This is a genomic window from Spiroplasma endosymbiont of Anurida maritima (genome assembly GCF_042465095.1).
Classification (GTDB): domain Bacteria; phylum Bacillota_I; class Bacilli_A; order Mycoplasmatales; family Mycoplasmataceae.
Map to the genome: position 1 here is coordinate 413,053 of NZ_CP102059.1, position 20,407 is coordinate 433,459.

The window sequence follows — 20,407 nt, forward strand, 5'->3', positions numbered from 1 at the left end:
AAAATATAATAAGTATAATAATTACAAAGAACGTGAGAAATATATGACAGAAATAATTAATTTAAAAAATATAGATAAAAACTATGGTGATAAAACAATTTTTGAAAACTTAAACTTATCGATTCAAAAAGGAGAACGTATTGGGATTGTTGGACCAAATGGAGCTGGTAAAACAACTTTATGTGAAATAATTGCCGGTGTTAGGGATATCAACAAAGGGAAAGTAACTGTTCAAGAAAGTGAAAAAATAGGATTTCAATTTCAAGAAACATTTACACCAGCTGGAATTAAACCTTGAGATTTTATAAACTATTATTTAACTGCATTTAACATAAATATTTCTCCAGAAAAATTACAAAAAATGTTTGAAAGCTTTGGTGTTTCTAATTTTATTAATAAATCTTTTCATAAATTATCTGGGGGACAAAAACAAAGAGTAAACATCGTTTTATCAATGATTTACGATCCAGACTTATTAATTTTAGACGAGCTAGGATCAGGGTTAGACCTTGAATCAGTTCAAAAAATATATGATGAAATTAAGGTGTTTTTACAACCTTCTGACAAAACATTATTAATGATAAGTCACGACATGGATGAATTAGAAATGTTTTGTAATAAAATATTGTTTATAAACGACGGAAAAATTGTATCAGAAAAAAATGTAAAAAATATCACTAATGAATTTGGATCTGTTAAAAAATATGTTCAAGAACAATTTAAAGAGTATAAAATTGGAGCTTATGAAGCCGAAAATTTAAGTGATAAAGATTTAGCAAAAAATACTAAATGAATGAAAAACCTTAATAAATTAAACAAGAAAAGAGTAAAAGATGACAAATAATGTAAATTTTAAAAAATCAGCAAATAAAGCTCTTTGAAGTATGTCTTTAAGAATTTCAAGATTTAACTGATGGTGATTTATAATTATGTTTTTATATTCAGCACCTTTATTGCCATGAGATTTATATTTTTATAATTTAAGCGAATCACCATACAATGCTCAAGCAGTTATGCAAGGTTACACAATTGGGGCCCACTTTTTAATTGGTGTTATGGTTGGGGGAAGATTTATTTCTGACCCAATCGTTAAACTAAGTGGCTCACAGCTATTTAAAAGAATGGGACTTGTAAATGCTTCGGCAAAAAAATTTACATTGCAACTAGGAATTATAGCCACTTTTTATGCAGGTTTTTACATCATTGTAAATTTATTATTTGGAACAGTCTTAATGTTAATTATTAATCCAGATGGAATGAAATATTTTTTAAATCCTTGATGAGGGTTAACGATACCTTTTGCACTATTAAGTGCATTTGTTGTTGCTGTTTTTTCTACAATTTTAATTAAAAATATTAAAACAATAAAAGGTAGATCATTCTTTTCTTCTTTAACAACATTTATATTTATTGCTCCCGCAGTTCTTATATTGGTGCTAAATATGTTTGCTGGAAGCTCGAATAACTTTCTTGCAACACCTCTTGGGGGTAGTTTATTTGCGTTAATGGCAGTTTTAATAATAGTTGCATTAATATGGTCGATAATTAAAATTTCAAAAAAATATACTTGAGACTTCTAGTCTCTCTTTTTTTTGTGAGCTATATAATAAGTGATAATTTATGATATTATATTAGAAGTAATATAAACGTAGTATTTTATATTTAAGGAAGTTATTTTAAATGAGACACATTATTAAAAGTTATTTAAAAAGTTATTTTAAAAACTGAGTTGAAGCAATAGGGTTAATAATTTTTATTACCATTGCAGTTACAATTCTTGTAGGTTCTATTTCATCTTCAGTTCAATATTTAGGGATTTATTCAAGTACACAGAAAAACTCTGGTGTTTTTGATGGATATTTAAATTTTGAATATGATTCAAGAAATGAGAAAACAAACATTAAAGAAGGGGTATTTGAAGATTATTATGTAAACAATATTGATTGAAATAATGAAGTTGTTTTAGATGAAGAATATTCAATTATAGATAAAACTTGATTTGATAATAATATTAAGAACGTTGGTAGTTCTGATGATGAATCAACAGATGCTGCTAGAATTACATCTGATATAGCGGAAAAAAGTTTATATCCTTTATTTGTTTTACAACCAACTACATGATCAGAGGCTGCAATTCAAAGTAAATATGGAATTACAGAACAAGGATTTGCATTATTACAAGCTAATAAGTTTGATTTTAAGTTTGAATTAGCAAGTCGTTTATTTAAAGATAAAAATGTTGATGTTGGTTATAATCAAGCATTTTATTCTCAAGTTATTAGTGAAGAGGGAGACGAACAAGGTTTAAAACAGTTTTATGTTACAACTGTTGATAACATTAATGTTAACGAACCAACAGAAAGTGTTAATTATAATAAACTTGTTACATATGATGGAGAACACCAAAAAGATGACCAAACAGTTGTTTTAGGTTCAAAAGGTAGCGAATACTTTGGATTAGATATTGGTAGTCAATTTAAATTTAATAATAATAAAGATTATCCAGAATACAAAGTAACTGGAATTGGTTCAACAGTTAATACAATAGTTAAAAGAAGTAAACGTGAAACACCACCTTCACAAGAATCTGGGAGCTTTTTTCAAAGCCAATCATCAAACAAAGAAAATTATTTACAAGTATATGTAAATGGTACACAGTTTGAAACAATTAAAAGTGAATTAAAAAATGTTGGTGGTTATGCTATTGCTGATCTTAACGAAATCATATTGAAAACAAGCATAAGCGATCAAGAGTTATTTGATATATTAGGAAATTTGTTTGTTCAAGATGGAACAACAGGAGTTAAATTTTGAGAAAACTCACAAGTTTATTCATTAACAAATACAACAAACATTACTTTATATATTAATATTGGGATTGGGGCAATCTTATTAATTTTAGGGTTTGTATTCATTAACTTTTCAATGAAAAAAGAAATTAATAAAACAAAAAAACAAATTGGGATTTTTAAATCTTTTGGTTATACAACAAGAGAATTATCATGAATATTTGCTACAAAATTCTTATTAACAATGTTAGTGGGAATTATCGCAGGTTTCATTTTAAGTATTCCTTTACAGTTTATTTCGGCAGATACTTTTGTTAACAGCTTAGAAATTCCGTTCCAAGTTATTTATAGTGGAGCTGGATACTTGTTAATATTATTTGTAGTAGTTCCGGGAGTATTTACATTAATCTCATATGCGTTAACATTACAAAACATTAAAATGCCTGTTCTTGAATTATTAGCAGGTTCAATTAAATCAAAAGTTACTTGATTATCAAGAACAGCTACATGAGCATTCCAAAAAACACACTTTATTTTAAGAGTGCAAGTAGCGTTTACATTTAAAGCTTTTGGTAAATGAGTGGCTGTTATGGTTATCTTCTTTATCTCATCATTATTGTTATTAATGACATTAGATATTTCAACAGTTTTAAATTCAACAACAGATAACATGTTTAAGTCATATTCTGAAAATGTTACTTATTACACAGATCCAGCACAGGCTTTAGAAACAAAACCTGATTTAACAAGTAACAATCAGTTAATGTTTAAAAATGATTTAGAAACAGATTATGAAGAATTTTCAGTTAACCCAGAAGAATTTGGGGAAATTGATTTTATTAAAGCAGAAACTTCAATCTTTGCAGCAATTGCTTTAGAAGTGAAAACTGAATATGAAGCACAAAAAAAAGCTAACAGTTATAATGTTCAAACATTATTAGATATTTTAGATCAAGAAGATGCAGCAATTTATGGTAAAACAGCAAACGCTGAAGATGTAAGACAAGTTTTAGATAGTATATTTAGAGCCAATCTATTATCTGGTGAAAACAGTGTTCAATTACCGATGTGAGCAATTATGAATATCTCAGCTTTAAAAGCTTTAGGTGATTTGGATACAGCACATGTATCATTTAATAAATATTATTATAATAATGAGTACACAATTCCAACTTTAAGTGTTAAATTATCAGTTCCAACTGGTCCACTTTCAAGAGTATCAGATTTAAAACTATCATCAATTGACAAAGAAACTTATAAAGATTTCTATAATTTAACAACAAGCGATGAAGGAATGGATGAGGTGTTTACAACTGTTGATTATAAAACAGATGCAGTTCCTGTAATAATTCCGCAAGTTGTAGCAGTAGCTGAAAACTTAGCGATTGGGGATGAATATAAGTTCCAAATTGATGGAATAAACCAAACATACAAACCAACATTCAAAGTTTCTGGAATTATTAAAGATGATGTTGGTGGAAGTTCTATTTTCATTAACTATGATAATTTAAAACAATTTTATGTTGATAAAAACGGTGATGATATTTTAGAAAACCTTTACACAGGAATTATTTCAAAAGAAAGTATTATTGACGGACAATTAAACCTACAAAACATTATGGATATAAAATTCTTAATGCCAAGAAGTACAATTGCTTTCTCAAACTTAGACACATTAGGTAACATAAGTGATAAAACTAGTTTAACAATGAGTCAATTATTAGGTCAAAGACCTATTAATGTAGATGGCGAAGATAAAGTATACGATTCTAATAAATATTCACATTCAATTTATGCGCCAAATACAGCAACGCCACTTGAGATTATTCGTCAAGCAGCAGCGCAAGGTACAGAATTATCAAACACTATCTTTACAGTGATGCAAGTATTAATAGCCTTTATAATTTTCATTATATTGGTTGTTATTGTTTCAACAATTATTGATGAAGCTTTACAAGTATTATTAACTATGAGAGCTTTAGGATATAAACCGGGACAAATAAACTTTATTGTAATTGGAAACTATATTTTAGGAATAATATTATTCTTTATTGTAGCTTACATTGTATCAATATTTGCTTGAAGTGTGATAATAGATCTAATCTTTAACACCTTTGGATTCTTATTAGCAGCACCATCAAATGCGGTAACACCATTAACTGCAGCAGCAATCGTTGTTGTAGTATTATCAGCTGCTTGATGAATATCAATGCAATTTGTAAAAAGAAGACGATTAACTGAATTAATGGAAGGTTAATATATAAAACAAAACACATATTTATATATGTGTTTTTTATTTTGCTTTATTTTAAAAATTTGCTTTATTAATATATAAAAACAATTAAACTATAATTGTAAGGATTATTTATGAAAAAAAATTGCAAAAAGTTACTTAAAAAGCTATTTTAAAAATTGAGTAGAAGCTTATNNTGGTTTAATTTTATATACAATCATTGTGGTTGCAGTTATTGTAGGTGTTATTTCTCCGTCGGTTCAATTTTTAACAAAAAGCAACCGCTTAGAAAATAACTCCGGAACTTTTGACGGAATTTTTAACATTGAATCTTCAGCTAGTAATAATAATACAAATTTCCAAGACAATGTAGTTAAAAAATATTATGTTGATAATGTTGATTGAGATAATAAAAAAATATTAAAAGATAATACTATAGTTGATAAAACATGATTTTACGAAAATATTATTGGGGATAAAATTCGTTCTGATACTTATATTACAACCAACATTATTGCAAAATCTCTATACCCATTATTTTTGTTACAACCTAAAGAATACAATAATGTTGTAAAAGGATTGGGGATTACAGAAGAAGGATTTAATTATTTTAAAGATAATAATTTTAATTTTGATTACCGTATAGAAATGTTACATAGAATTTTTAAGGATGTTAAAGGAATAGAAATAGTACAAAACAAAGCCTTCTTTTTAGAACCTCTAAGAGGAGTTAGTGATTTATATTACTACATTAATTCCACAGAAAATATAAATATAAATAATCTATCGTATAAAAACTCTTTTAATAAAATGCATTTATTTTCAGGGCAAAAAAGCAATCAAAATGAAATAATTATAAATGGTAAATGAGCTATCAATAACAACATAAAAGTTAACGAAGCATTAGATATAAATAACTACAAATATAAAGTTTCTGGATTGGGGTCAACATTAGATGCTATGATAAAAACCACAAAAAAAAGCTTCAAGTGAAAATGGAGGAAGATATTTTTCTAACAATCAAATATTTATAGAGAANNTTACCTACAAGTATTTGCGCAAGATGATTTATTTAATAAAATACTAAAAAGTTTCAGTGGTGATTATTTTTTAAATGATTTTTCAGAATTTTTTATTAAATTTGATAAGCCATCACGCATACAGGACTTTAATGAGTTATTAGAACCAATATTTACACAAAATGGAACATCTGCTTTTATAAATTACAATGATTCTGATGTTGCTAAAAGTACTTATAATTTTTTCATAAACTTTATTATTGTGTTATCAATAAGTTTAATTGTTTTGTTTTTAACTTTTATATTTATTAACTTTGCAATGAAAAAAGAAATTAATAACACANNAAAAAAACAAATAGGTATATTTAAAGCCTTTGGTTATGATAAAAAAGAATTATCATGAGTGTTTGCTTTAAAGTTTTTTGTAACCATAACACTTGGGATCATTATTGGTTATGTTGCTAGTTTGCCATTACAAGCTTATTCTTCAAGGCTATATCTACTTGTTCTAGAAATTCCATTTGAAAAAGTTTATACAGGTCCTTTATTTTTAAGTTTAGTTTTTTTAGCCTTACCAGCAATTTTTACAATTACAGCATATTTTTTAACTTTATTTTATATTAAAACAAATGTTACAACTTTATTAAAAGGCGCTACAAAAGGGAAGGCCACTATTTTATCTAGTTTTTTTGGTAAAATTTTTAGAAAAACTAATTTTGTTTTTCGTGTTCAAGTATCATTTACATTTCAAAATATTGGTAAATGATTGGCTGTAACCTCAATATTTTTTATTGCTTCTTTATTAATGGTTTTAACATATGGAGTTAATGAAACAATTGGGTCACAATCAAAAAATATTTTTAATGCTTATGATAAAGATGTTAAATACTATTTAAATAATTCAAAAGAAATAAGTGTAAGAAATTCTTTGTATGAAGATAAATTACAATTAGGTAACAAAACAAATACAATTTATGAAGAATTTAATGGTGATTTAAAAGATAACCCTCAAGTTTTAAGAGAAAAAGAAAGTTGAAATAACTTAGGGTTAGCGATGTTTTTAACAATATCTAACCATTACGATATTGATTTAGAAAAGTTAAAAATTTCTGTAAAAAAAGAATATGAAGGTAATCAAGAAGAATTAACAAAAGTTGCTACAAATTTAATTGAAGTATTAAATGGCAACGGGACAATAAATCCAAATGATGCAAATATAATTTATAAAACAGTTAGTGCAGAAAATTTAGTTTTATTTTCTTATGTAATAAACATTGTTTTACAAAATGGTTTATATGATGTACCAACATGGATTAATCAACTTTTAGCTATATCACTTTTAGAAGATTTAGAAAATACACATGTTTCATTTAATAAGTTGTACTATGACACAAATATAACAAGTCCAACTTTAAGAATTAAAACAAAGTTTATTCCCAATACAACAAAATTTTCATTTAATCATTCTTTAGTTTCTTTTGAACAACAACAAGTAGATTCGTTTTATAACTTTAAAGGAATAACTCAAACTAAACTAAATGAAATTTTTACAAAAGCAGAAAAAGATGAACCAATTCCAGCTGTTATTTCTTATAGAATAGCTAGAATGTTAAATTTAAAAGAGGGCGATATTTTTTCTATACAAGAAAGAACTGTGGAAGATATTTATAAACTTAACATAAAAGCTGTTCACATTAATAATCACGATACAACTGGTAACAGAATGTTTGCTATGTACGAAAATATATCAAGCAAGTATGTAGATAGAAGTGGAAATAATATTAAAGATAAAGAATTATATAGCGGATTAATTTCCAAGGAAAAAATTCTACAAAGTAAAGTTAATATTGAAAATTTTCAAAACATAAAATTTAAAATGAATCGTTTAATGTTTAGTTTTAGCAATCTATTTCCAAAAGATGTAGAACAAAATCTGTCGAGTGTTACATTATCCCAAGTATTAGGTTTAAAACCTCTTTATAATAAAGATGGAAAAGAATTTTACTATAACTCTAATCGAAATAGCGAGTTTGTAATAAATCCATTAAACTCAGATCCAATTGAATTGTATAAAGCAGCCATCGAACAAGGGTTAAATATAACGCTAGGGATAATGTTTGCAATGCAAATCTTAATTTCAATTGTGATTTTAATTATTTTGGTTGTAATTACAACATCGATAATTGATGAAGCAATTCAAGTTTTATTAACTATGAGAGCGATAGGATACAAGTCGGGTCAGATAAACTTTATCGTAATTGGGAATTATATTATTGGAATACTTTTATCATTTATTTTTGCTTACTTCATTTCTTTTGGGGTTTGAACAATAATTAATTCGATAATATTTAATTTATCAGGGATAGTTTTACCCTTGCCAATAAGTTGGTTAATTCCAGTTATAACTGGTGGAACAATCGCTGGAATTGTTGCAATAAGTTGAGCGATAACATTAAACATGGTTTCCCACAAAAAGCTAAGCAATTTAACGGATTTATAAACTATTAACTTTATTTTTATATATTTTTAGAGTAAAATAAGTATGTTGTAAAAGGAGATAAACAAATGAAAAAAATTGCTATTAATGGATTCGGTCGTATTGGTCGTTTAACATTTAGAACATTATTTGCTAACAAAAAATTAGATATCGTTGCTATTAACGATTTAGCTGATGCAAAAACATTAGCTACATTATTAGAATATGATAGTGCACAAGGTAAATGAATGCATGGTAAAATTTCTGTTTCAGCTGATAAAAAATCAATCACAGTAGATGGAAAAGTTATTAAAATCTTTAGTGAAAGAGAAATTAAAGATTTACCTTGAGGTAAATTAGGAATTGATGTTGTTGTTGAATCAACAGGATTATTTACTCAAAAAGAAAAAGCAGAAGAGCATGTTAAATCTGGAGCTAAAAAAGTTGTAATTTCAGCACCAGGAAAAGGTGATTTAAAAACTGTTGTTTTCAACGTAAACCACAAAGATATTACAAAAAATGATACAGTTATTTCAGCTGCTTCATGTACTACAAACTGTTTAGCACCAATGGTTAAAGTATTAGATGAAAAATTCGGGATTGTTAAAGGAAACATGACAACAATTCACGCTGTTACAAATGATCAAAGATTATTAGATTTATCACATAACGATTTACGCCGTTCACGTTCAGCGTTTCAAAATATTATTCCAACAACTACTGGAGCTGCAACAGCTGTTTCATTAGTGTTGCCACAATTAAAAAACAAATTAGATGGAATTTCATTAAGAGTTCCTACAATTACAGGTTCAATTGTTGACTTAGCAGTTGAATTGNNAAAAAAAAATACAAGTGTTGACGAAATTAACAAAGTTATGAAAGCTGCAAGTTCAGAAACATTAGCTTATAATACTGATCCAATCGTTTCAACAGATGTTATTGGTTCAACATATGGTTCAATTTTCGATGCTACTTTAACAAAAGTAATGGAAGTTGAAGGAAAACAATTAGTTAAAGTGTTTTCTTGATATGATAATGAAGCATCATATGTTAACCAATTATGTAGAGTTATTGACTACGTTGCTGGTTTATAATATAAAACTTAATTTTAAATAAAAAAAACGCATTCCACGAGCGTTTTTTTTCTTTTATCTAATAAACATGATTGGTTTTGTTATAATAAAATTAATTAGAAAAGTTACAGGTAAAAATGAAAAACATAATTAAAAGTTATTTAAAACTTTATATAAAAAACTTTATTGAGGCAATTGGTTCAATATTTTTTATTATAATTATTGTTACAACTTTTGCTGGGTCTTTAAGTGGTCCAATTCAATTTACCTATCAAAAAGAAGTTTTAAAAGCCACTTCAAAACAATGAAATAATTATTTACGTCCTGAAAATAGTGAGAAAAATTTTTTAACAAGTTTTAAAGATGGAATTTTAACGGATTATCTATTTGAGAATATAACAGCTGATGGAACACAATTTGTAGATGAACCAATTTTAACAAAAGCTTTTATGGATAAAATGAATGAGGAAATTGAATCTGAAAATGATGAAGAAAAAGCTATTCTTACTAACATTTATTTGGAAAACCATTTAGAAAATATAATTGAAGATAGAAGTTACATATTTTTGCCAGAAAATATTGAAGAATATGGGCTAACTGATTATGGGATGGATTATGTTAAAAATGTAAATTACGATGTTATGACTGAAATTTATGAAACTGTTTTTTTATCTGAAAAAAATACTATAATAGCCAACCAAAGTATTAAATTATCAAATAAAAATAGTATGACTTATGTTTCTCATTTTGAAAATACAGACTTTTTAGGAAGAAATACTGATTATAATAAAATAAAATTGTATGAAGGTGCCTTACCCGTTGAAAATAATGAAGTATTAATAACGCCAGCTCATCAATCATCTAAAAATATTAAAATTGGTGATTATATTGAATATGAGTTTGAGTCCACAGAAGATGTGCCAGCAAAATATAAAGTAACAGGAGTTGGTTTAACATTAGATAACTTAATTTATAAAGAAACCCGTGAGTGAAAAAGAGAAGACACAAATTTAAATGTATTTTTTAGTGAAGACTTTACAAGATACAGCGGTGTATATATGTCTAAAAAAGCCTTAAATAATTTTATGAATTATGTAATTTCAAAAGACAGCAAAAGTATTTATAGAACAGATGTAATATCAGATCATATATTACAAATAAACAGTCAAGAAGATTTTAAGGCAAATGCTAACAAATTATTTATAAATGATTATGACATGCTTATACCATATGAATATTCATTGGCTCCAAATGTTACAAGAACAATTTCAATGTTAATAACAATTTTTATGGGAATCACTATTGTTTTAGTATTGGTGGGATTTATATTTTTAAATTTTGTTACTAAAAAAGAAATTAACAACTCTAGAAATGAACTAGGAATTTTTAAGGCTTTTGGATATTCAAACAAACAACTTTCTTGAATATTTACAATTAAATTATTATTAACAACAATTGTGGGAAGTTTACTTGGATATTTGTTATCTTTTCCAATTCAAATGTATACAAATGTCTTGTATATTAATTCTGTTCAATTGCCAATAAGCATGTTATATACAGGACCTATATTTTTAACAATATTATTTGTAGTTCTGCCTCTTTTATTTGCTTTACTATCTTATATTTTAACAATTACACTTTTAAGAAAGAAAACAACAGAAATGTTGGCCCCTAAACATGCATTTAAAATAAATTATATGTCACGCTTTATTAGTTGAACATTTCAAAAAACACCATTCTATATAAGAATGCAAGTGGCTTTTACTTTAAAAGCCTTTTGAAAATGACTGTCTGTTATGGCTATTTTATTTATATCTACTTCTTTATTAATTTTTAGCTTTGGTATTCAAGAAGTATATAAAGGAGAATCTGAAGGAGCTGTAGCAGAATATAATTCAAATGTTAAGTATTATAGTGATTTTTCTAATGAAACGTACGAAACTGCTAAAGTAAATAATCGCGACACGAATAAGAGGGTTAATTTAAAAAATGAAAATTCCACACAATACATTGAATACACTGGTAGTTTATTAGATTATCCAGATATTTTAAAATATAATAAACAATTTGAAAAAGAAATATTACAACCATTAAAAGTTGTATCATCCAAATATACGTTTGGTTTAATAACAGTAGAACAAGCAAAAAATCAACAGGTAGAAATTTTATCTGATTCAGAAATAATGGCAAACTTTTTTGCTAACAAATCATTTACATTAGAAAACATGGCTGTACTAATATTAGTGTTGGATACGGTTTGAGAAAATAAAGATGATGAATTTTTATCATTATCATGAGCGCCTGGTTGAGCGGACAAAATTGTAAAAATGTATTTTGCAAATCTTCAAGGCAATAATGAAACTAAAATAGTTTCATTTAATAAAGAATATTATAAAAAAGATGTCAATGAATTATTCATTTCAGATTCATTTGAAGATATTTTAGAAGAACAAAATTCTAAATCAACGAGAACCTATGTAAATTTTATTAAAAAAGAACAAGCTGGTACATTTTTTAATTTAGGAGCAAGCACTAAACAGTTAGAAAAAATGTTTGCTGATATACCGAGTGATTGAGATGAATCAGAGGGAATACCTGCAGTTATTTCTCGAAAAATGTCTATGTATAAAGGTTTAGGAATAGGAGATACTTTTTCTCTTCAAAATAGAGATCGTAATAATAAGGACTATTTATTTAAAACTGTTGGAATATCAAAAAAAGCTACATTATTTCAAAAAATGTATATTAACTATGAGTATATTCCAAAGATATATAATGATTACCAAGGTAAAGAAATTAAAGTTGAGGATATTAAGTTTAATAACATAATTTCAAAAGAAGAATTAGAAGAAAAAGAAAATATTTTAATTGATTTATATAATTATGGACACATAGATAATGTGTCTAAAAAGAAATCAATAACAGACTATACATTTTCAGATATTTTAAAACTTGAAAACAAAGAAACTTCGGCTCAATTATATGAAAATGTTGCTCCAAATATATATGATATATATTATGTAGCTTCATTAAAAGGTCTTATTGAAAACGAAATGGAATTATTAAATGGAATTATCTCAATAACACAGGCATTAGTTGCAACATTAATTGTAATTGTCTTTGTTGTAATTGTTTCTGGAATTGTAGATGAAAACTCTAAAACAATTCTAGCTTTAAGAGCTCTTGGTTATCGTAAACGTGACATTAATTTCTTAGTAATTGGTAATTATATCATCGGGATTGTAATTGTCTTTGTGCTAGCGCTTTTAGCAAGCTATGCTATTTGAGGGATAATGGTAAACATTTTATTCACAAACTTAGGAATAATTATTAACATCCCAACCAACTGAACGGTTCCAGTAATTTCATTTATAACAATAATGATAACTGTGATTTTATCATGAATAGCTGCTATATCTATTATTAACAGAAAACACATTTCTGAAATTATGGAATAATATTTTGTTATTTTTAATTAACATGAATTAGTTATATAATATGTTTATTAAAAAGGTAGTAACATATAATGAAAAAAGTTTTAAAAAATCAAATTAAAAATTCATTTAAAAACTTATTTGAATTTACATTCGTTATATTATTTATAATGTTATCTTCGATAACATTTTTTGGTGTTTTAGGTAGTGCAATACAATATGAAACTAAAAAAAAATGAAATACAAAATAAATCAGGAGAATGAGATTATTATTTCAACAATGAAGTTGATGCAGTTTTTAAAGAAACTTTTTTAGAACCAGAACCATTTATGAATTACTATATTAATAATAATTATATTGTTGATGATTTCTTGTTAAAGAGTGATGATGTAAATATAAATAGTGAAAGATACTTAGACGACCAAGTGGTGGAAGTTTTATCTTTGCTAGAAAAACTAAGGTTAGACCAGCCAGAAGATTACACAGAAGACGTTAGAAATGATTATAAGATATCAGAAGTTTTTTTCAATATATTGAAAAATGAAAATTTTGAATATTGAGAAAATTATTTAAAAACATATAACAATACCAATAAGTTTAAACTATCTTTTAGTACAGCTCTTAATTATTGAAATAAGAATAAAAACACAAATTACTTTATGACTTACGAAAATGATCAAAATTATTCAAACAAAATTCTTTTGCAACATGGTTCTTTACCAACCACAAATAATGAAGTTGTCATAAATTATAAATATGCCACAAGTAATAATTTAAATATAGGGGATATGATTTTTATTGATCATATTAATGAATACTTTAAAATTTCTGGTATTGGTAACCCCTTGAACAATATAGCTCCCAAGTTATCTTTACAAACTAATTTTTCTTTGAATCTTGCAAATGTAGCAGATTATTTTTTTGCTAACAATTTATACATGTCTTTTTCTCATGATAAGTATAATGAACTTTATTTACAACATTTTAATAATGATTCATTATTACAAAATACTAAAAACATGGATGAAATTTTTATTACAAATTTAACAAACGTTGATAGTTATGAATTTGCTAAAGAAGAAGAATATTGGTCAATAATTCCTTATTCAAAATCATTTTTTGTTAACACTTTGAATACCTTTAATCTTTTAACTGTAATATATGCTGCCTTATTTTTTATATTAATCTTTCTTATAATATTTTTTATGCACTTTATTATCAAAAAAGAGCTAAATAATACTAAAAAACAAATTGCTGTGTTCAAAGCATTTGGTTACAATGAAATACTTCTTGCTTTAGCTTTTTCTATAAAGTATTTCATAATTGTCACAATAGGAACCCTTTTGGGTATGGGTTTAGGTTTGCCATTTCAAATTTTTGCAAACAATTTATATTTTAAGTTTTTAGAATTACCTATTATCCCCTTATATTTTGATTTAAGGATGATTTTAATAATATTTGTTGTTGTCCCAACCCTAGTTTTTACAGCTGGATTTTTGTATAATATTTTTTATTTTAAAAAGTCACATCATTCATTAATTATGAGCACTCAAGAAAATTTCAAACCAAAAAAGAACAATTTATACAAAAATTATAAGAAAAAAAAATTAAAACATTTTCTGTTTAAACTTAATTTTAAAAACTTTACCTTAAATAAAGGAAAATTTTTTGGCGTTTTTGCTGTGTTTTTCTTTGCTTCATTCATTTTATTGTTTACTCTATCAGCAACAAATGTAATTGATTCTATGAGTAAAACCATTAATTCTGATTACAAAAGTGATGTTAATTGATTGCAACACCACGGAGAAAAATCAGATGAAATTTTAAATGAAAAAAATGAAAACAAATTAGTGTTAAAAAATTTACAAAATACAGTTTTTTTAGAAAAAAATGCTGATTATTTAAAAGACCAAGAAAATGAAATTCAGGAATTTAAAAATATTGTAATGGAAATAAATGCAGAGTATTTAAAATGAAAAAAGGTGAAATAACAGACAATGATGTTAAATCATTTATAAATAAAAAAATTGCCGATAAAAATATTGAAAGTCAAATTATTTATAAATCTTTTAGTTTAGAAGATATAATTCTTTTATCAAACATATTATTAGAAGTTAAAACAGATTATAAAATTCCGGAATGAATTAAGCAAGCGGTTTTTTATTATAATAGTGAAATTTTATTTAATGATAATCATATTGATTATTTAGTTGATTTTAATAAACTATCTTACAACCCAAATAATGAGATATTAACTTCTGGATATAAAGCAGCATTTTCTGCAGAGTCTTTAATTAATCACAAAGTCATTGGGTTGCCCTTAAATATGCAAGTTTTTGAAAAATTTTATAACTTTAAAGGTGTTAGTAATAATGTTGTTTCTAATGTAATGGAAAGTGTAAATGAAAATAAAGTTGAAGCAATAATTACAGAAAAAATGCATGAAACTAAAAAATTAAATATTGGTTCTACATTTAAATTGCAAGATAAAATAAATTTTGCTTTTGAAAAAGAATTTATCGTTAAAGGAATAATTAAAAATGAATTGGGACATGAAAACATCTATATTTCACAACAAAATATAAATAGTTTCTTTATAGATTATAAAAAAGACCCATTAAAAGGCAATTTTTACAATGAAACACTAAGTAAAAATAATGATTTAATAACAAAACTTCCAAAAACAACAAATAAAAATTATAAAAGTTTGTCGTTAAACTTTTATAATTTAAATCGCTACGATACATCTCCAGATATTGAAAATTATACAATTGGCAATATGTTTGGATGATATAGACAAGATGTAACATTTGATATAAATGATTATGAATTTTTAAATAAAATAGAAAATAATCAATATCTCAGAGCTAACCAAAAAAGAATAGAGGACATTAATTCTTATTTAATTAGTGTTTTATTGATTTTAGAAGTAATAGTAATCTTACTAATTATCTTTGTTTTACTGATTGTTGTTGTGATTATTATAGATGATAAAAAACATATGCTATCGATCATGAAAATAAATGGGTATAAAAACAGCGAAATTGTTTTAGCAATTTCCTTTAATTATATTATTTCTATTTTTGCGGCATTTATTTTATCGTTAATATTAAATATATTTTTATGACTTTTTATAAAAAAAGTAGCTTTAAATCTTTTTTCACTATTTTTAATAAATCCAGTCACCCCAATAAATATTTTTATAGTTTTAGCTATTATTTTTGTTGTATTGTTAATAGCTTATATTGCAAATTTCAGTTTTGTAAAACAACAAAGTTATAATAAAATTTTCCAAGATTAAATATTTAAATGTTAATTTTTTCTATTGTTATCTTCTTATGATATACTATAAATGTAGAAATAGTACGTAAGGAGAAACAACTATGGGAGATACAAAGTGATTAATTAAAGATGAATTAATTAAAGAACATTATTTGAGAATTCAAAAACAACTTGCTTTAATAATTCATCAAGAAAAAATAATTTTAACGACAGATCCAATTTTAATTTTGTATAATCAATTAATTAATTTAAAACATAATAATAGAATTATTGATGTTAATGAGTTTTTAAAGGAATTAAATCTAATAATAGGGGATCTTTATAAAACTATTAACTTAAAAATAGACAGTTTGTTATATGAGATTCGTTTAGATAACCACAGATTTAGAAAAATTAATACAGTTATTCAAGATTTAAAAGCTGAACTTCATGAACAAGCGATTGCAATAGCGCGCGAAAGGTATGGCGACCAAATTGCTGACATAGACTTCTTTTATGAAGTTTACTTGTTGGGGATACTAACACAAAATTACTTAGCAGATATTCGCAAGAACGCTGTTTATTTTGCATAAAACCGAAAGGTTTTTTTTATTTTTCTAAGTTTTTAAATTATATTATATAATAAAATTAATTGAAATAAATAACTGAGGTATTAAATGAGTAATAAAAAATTTTTGGTGACAACGCCAATTTATTATCCTAGTGATAACTTGCATATTGGGCATGCATACACAACAACTTTAGCTGACATTTTTAATCGTTATAAAAAGTTTTTAGGTTACGAAACTCTTTTTGTGACCGGAAGTGATGAGCATGGAGAAAAAATTCAAAAAAAAGCTAAAGAAAAAAATATGGCACCAATTGATTTTACGAATGAAATTGTAAATAATTTTAAGTCACTGTGAAAAGAATTAGATATAAAATATGATATTTTTATTAGAACAACAGATGAAAAACATAAAGCAATGGTGAAAAAAGTGTTTAGTAAATTATTATCACAAGGTGATATATATAAAGGTCAATACCAAGGCCAATATTGTGTTAGCTGTGAAGAATTTTTAACATCTTCACAAATTGATAAAGAGGGAATTTGTTTGGTATGTTTAAATAAACCAAAAACTTTACAAGAAGAAACATATTTTTTCAAAGTTTCTAAATATACAGATTTTTTAAAAAAATACTTATCAAACCATCAAGACTTTTTGTTGCCAGTAAGTCGTCAAAATGAAATGTTAAATAATTTTATAAATCCCGGCTTAGAAGATTTATCTGTTACAAGAACATCATTTGATTGAGGTATAAAAATAAATGAAGATCCTAAACATGTTGTTTACGTTTGAATTGATGCTTTATCAAACTACATTAGTTCTTTAGGTTATCTTTCAAATGATGATGCCTTATTTCAAAAATTTTGAAATGATGATGATGTGGAAATTGTGCAATTATTAGGAAAAGAAATAACAAGGTTTCATGCAATTTATTGACCTTCTTATTTAAAGGCCTTAAATTTAAGGATGCCAAATAAATTATTATCACATGGTTGAATTTTATTTAAAGATAGCAAAATGAGTAAGTCATTAGGTAACGTTGTGAATCCTTTAAATTTAATTCAAAAATATGGTAGTGATGCTTTAAGGTTTTATTTAGCATATGAAGTTCCGTTAAACAGTGATGGAAAATTTTCGTATGAATTATTTTTAGAGTCTTACAACATTAATCTTGCAAACAACATTGGAAATTTATTTTCAAGAACAACAAATATGATTGTTAAGTATTTTGATGGTAAATTAAATAGTGGCTTTAAAAGTAAACAAGAATTTAAAACAATTATCAATGAAACTATTACAAAATATCAACAACACATGGATAGCTATAATATTAATGAGGCTTTAAAAGAGGTTATTAAACTTTCTACATTTGCGAATAAAACAATTGAGGATGCCAAACCTTGAGAGTTATTTAAAGCTAATAACATTGAAGAATTAAATAGTTTATTAGCTAATTTAAACCATGCGCTTGTGGTTATTGCCTTTTTACTATCGCCAATTTTAACTAAAAGTATTGTTCAAATAAGTGAAGCCTTGTCTATTGATATTTTAAAAATAAATATTAAAGAATTAGAAAACATANNAAAATTATTGAAAACAAAAGTGTTAACAAACCTAAAAATATTTTTGAAAGAAAAAATATTGCAGAAGAATTAAAATAAAACCAATGGAGGTCATATGGAATATGATGTAATTGTAATTGGTGCTGGTCACTCTGGAGTGGAAGCAACATTAGTGGCATCTCGTATGTCTCAAAAAACTTTATTAATAACTTTAGACAAAAATAAAATAGCTTTAATGCCTTGCAACCCATCAATTGGAGGACCTGCAAAAGGAATAGTTGTAAGAGAACTTGATGCTTTAGGTGGTGAAATGGCAAAAGCGGCTGATAAAACAGCTTTACAAATGAAACTTTTGAACAGTTCAAAAGGTCCAGCGGTGTGAGCATTACGTGCTCAGTCTGACAAAATTGAATATTCAAAGTATATGCAAGAAGTTATAAAGCAGCAAAACAATTTAGATATTAAAGAAGCTATTGTTGAAGACCTTATAATTGAAAATAAAATCTGTAAAGGTGTTATTTTGAATACTGGCGAGAAAATTTATGCTNNAAAAAAAACAATTTTGACAACCGGTACATATATGCAATCATTGGTGTTAAGAGGGAAAGACAAATTATCTGAAGGTCCTGACGGAGAAAAAACTACAAAAGGAATATCTGATCAATTATCAAAATATGGGATTGATTTATTTAGGTTAAAAACCGGAACTCCAGCTAGATTATTAAATAGTTCAATTGATTATTCTTCATATATAGTAGAGCCAGGTTCAAAAGGTAATTTTGCATTTTCTTATTCTACAAAGGATTTTACACCAGTAGAAGAACAAGATGTTTGTTGATTGCTTCATTCGACACCAGAAACACATAAAATTGTTCAACAGAATTTAAAAAAATCTCCAATGTATCAGGAAATGAAAATGGGGGCAGGTCCTAGATATTGTCCAAGTTTTGAAGATAAAATTGTTAAGTTTGCTGACAAACCACGTCATCAAATATTTTTAGAACCAGAATCAAAACATATGGACACAATTTATGTTCAAGGTTTTTCAACATCAATGCCAATTGATGTTCAAGAAAAAATGTTAAAAAGTTTACCGGGAATGGAAAATGTTAAAGTTTTAAAATGAGCTTATGCAATTGAATATGATGCTATTGTGCCAACACAACTTAAACATACATTAGAATTAAAAACAATTAAAAATTTATATACTGCAGGTCAAATAAATGGAACTAGTGGTTATGAAGAAGCTGCTTGTCAGGGATATATGGCTGGTATAAATGCAGCTTTGGCAAATAATAATAAACCAGAGTTTATTTTAAGGCGAGATGAAGCTTACATTGGTGTTTTAATTGATGACCTTGTTACAAAAGGTACTGTTGAACCATATCGTCTATTAACATCAAGAGCTGAATTTCGTTTACATTTAAGAAATGACAATGCAGAAGTTCGTTTAAAACATTACAGTAAAAAATATGGATTAATTTCAGAACAAGAATGAAATGAATTTGATGCAGATTATAAACAAGCTCTTAAAGTTGGTGAAGATTTAAAAAAAACCTTCTTTACAATGGATGCAGAAATAATTACATTACTGCAAAAACAAGGGTTTACTTTCTCTCATAATAGAATATCAGCTTATGATTTATTTAAAAGACCAGATATTGATGTAGAGTTTTTATATAAACATTTTTCAGATTATGAAAGCATGAAAATGTTTTGAAAGCAATTTTTATTAATAAACATTAGATTTGAAGGTTATATAAATCAAGAAATTAAAAAAATAGAAAAAGCCAAAAAAATGGAAGAAAAAATTATTCCCCTTAACATTAACTATGGTGAAGTTGATAATATTGCGATCGAAGCAAAAGAAAAATTTATTAAAATTAAACCAATTACCATTGGCCAAGCTTCAAGAATTTCAGGAATAAATCCTAGTGATATTCAAATGTTATTATTTCATATTAAAAAAATGGAAATGAGTAGTTAAATA

Annotated in this window: 13 protein-coding genes; all 13 read left to right on the forward strand. The window is 25.9% G+C overall.

Annotated features, from left to right (window positions below):
• Positions 1-43 precede the first annotated feature (43 nt).
• The 13 genes from NPX79_RS02095 to mnmG all read left to right on the forward strand — a co-directional run bounded on the left by NPX79_RS02095 (position 44) and on the right by mnmG (position 20,404).
• Positions 44-844, forward strand: coding sequence for an ABC transporter ATP-binding protein (locus NPX79_RS02095; RefSeq protein WP_381414789.1), 801 nt, complete (start codon positions 44-46; stop codon positions 842-844).
• Positions 834-1,580, forward strand: a complete 747-nt coding sequence (locus tag NPX79_RS02100) for a hypothetical protein (protein ID WP_381414790.1) — start codon at positions 834-836, stop codon at positions 1,578-1,580. Before NPX79_RS02095 ends, NPX79_RS02100 begins: the two co-directional genes overlap by 11 nt.
• Before the next feature lie 100 nt (positions 1,581-1,680).
• The gene (locus tag NPX79_RS02105; protein ID WP_381414791.1) at positions 1,681-5,046 is read left to right on the forward strand and encodes an ABC transporter permease; all 3,366 of its coding nucleotides are present in this window, start codon (positions 1,681-1,683) and stop codon (positions 5,044-5,046) included.
• Positions 5,047-5,244: 198 nt separating this feature from the next.
• Positions 5,245-6,039, forward strand: coding sequence for a hypothetical protein (locus tag NPX79_RS02110; protein WP_381414792.1), 795 nt, complete (start codon positions 5,245-5,247; stop codon positions 6,037-6,039).
• Between the two features lie 264 nt (positions 6,040-6,303).
• Complete coding sequence (locus tag NPX79_RS02115) at positions 6,304-8,541, forward strand: ABC transporter permease (protein WP_381414793.1); 2,238 nt, start codon at positions 6,304-6,306, stop codon at positions 8,539-8,541.
• A gap of 65 nt (positions 8,542-8,606) precedes the next feature.
• Complete coding sequence (gene gap / locus NPX79_RS02120) at positions 8,607-9,611, forward strand: type I glyceraldehyde-3-phosphate dehydrogenase (RefSeq protein WP_381414794.1); 1,005 nt, start codon at positions 8,607-8,609, stop codon at positions 9,609-9,611.
• A gap of 116 nt (positions 9,612-9,727) precedes the next feature.
• Positions 9,728-13,048, forward strand: coding sequence for an FtsX-like permease family protein (locus NPX79_RS02125; RefSeq protein ID WP_381414795.1), 3,321 nt, complete (start codon positions 9,728-9,730; stop codon positions 13,046-13,048).
• Positions 13,049-13,116: 68 nt separating this feature from the next.
• The gene (locus NPX79_RS02130) at positions 13,117-13,275 is read left to right on the forward strand and encodes a hypothetical protein (RefSeq protein ID WP_381414796.1); all 159 of its coding nucleotides are present in this window, start codon (positions 13,117-13,119) and stop codon (positions 13,273-13,275) included.
• Positions 13,244-15,016 (forward strand): FtsX-like permease family protein, encoded by a 1,773-nt coding sequence (locus NPX79_RS02135; RefSeq protein ID WP_381414797.1) that lies wholly within the window; start codon positions 13,244-13,246, stop codon positions 15,014-15,016. The genes NPX79_RS02130 and NPX79_RS02135 overlap by 32 nt, the downstream gene beginning before the upstream one ends.
• Positions 14,998-16,326: an FtsX-like permease family protein gene (locus NPX79_RS02140; RefSeq protein ID WP_381414798.1), complete on the forward strand. Its 1,329-nt coding sequence runs from the start codon at positions 14,998-15,000 to the stop codon at positions 16,324-16,326. The genes NPX79_RS02135 and NPX79_RS02140 overlap by 19 nt, the downstream gene beginning before the upstream one ends.
• Positions 16,327-16,408: 82 nt before the next feature.
• Positions 16,409-16,879, forward strand: a complete 471-nt coding sequence (locus tag NPX79_RS02145) for a hypothetical protein (protein ID WP_381414799.1) — start codon at positions 16,409-16,411, stop codon at positions 16,877-16,879.
• An 84-nt stretch (positions 16,880-16,963) separates the two neighbouring features.
• Entirely contained in the window at positions 16,964-18,511 is a 1,548-nt protein-coding gene (gene metG, locus NPX79_RS02150; RefSeq protein ID WP_381414800.1) for a methionine--tRNA ligase, read from the forward strand.
• 21 nt (positions 18,512-18,532) lie between these two features.
• Positions 18,533-20,404 carry a tRNA uridine-5-carboxymethylaminomethyl(34) synthesis enzyme MnmG gene (gene mnmG / locus NPX79_RS02155; protein ID WP_381414801.1) on the forward strand — a complete coding sequence of 624 codons (1,872 nt, stop codon included), beginning with the start codon at positions 18,533-18,535 and terminating at the stop codon, positions 20,402-20,404.
• Positions 20,405-20,407: the final 3 nt, after the last annotated feature.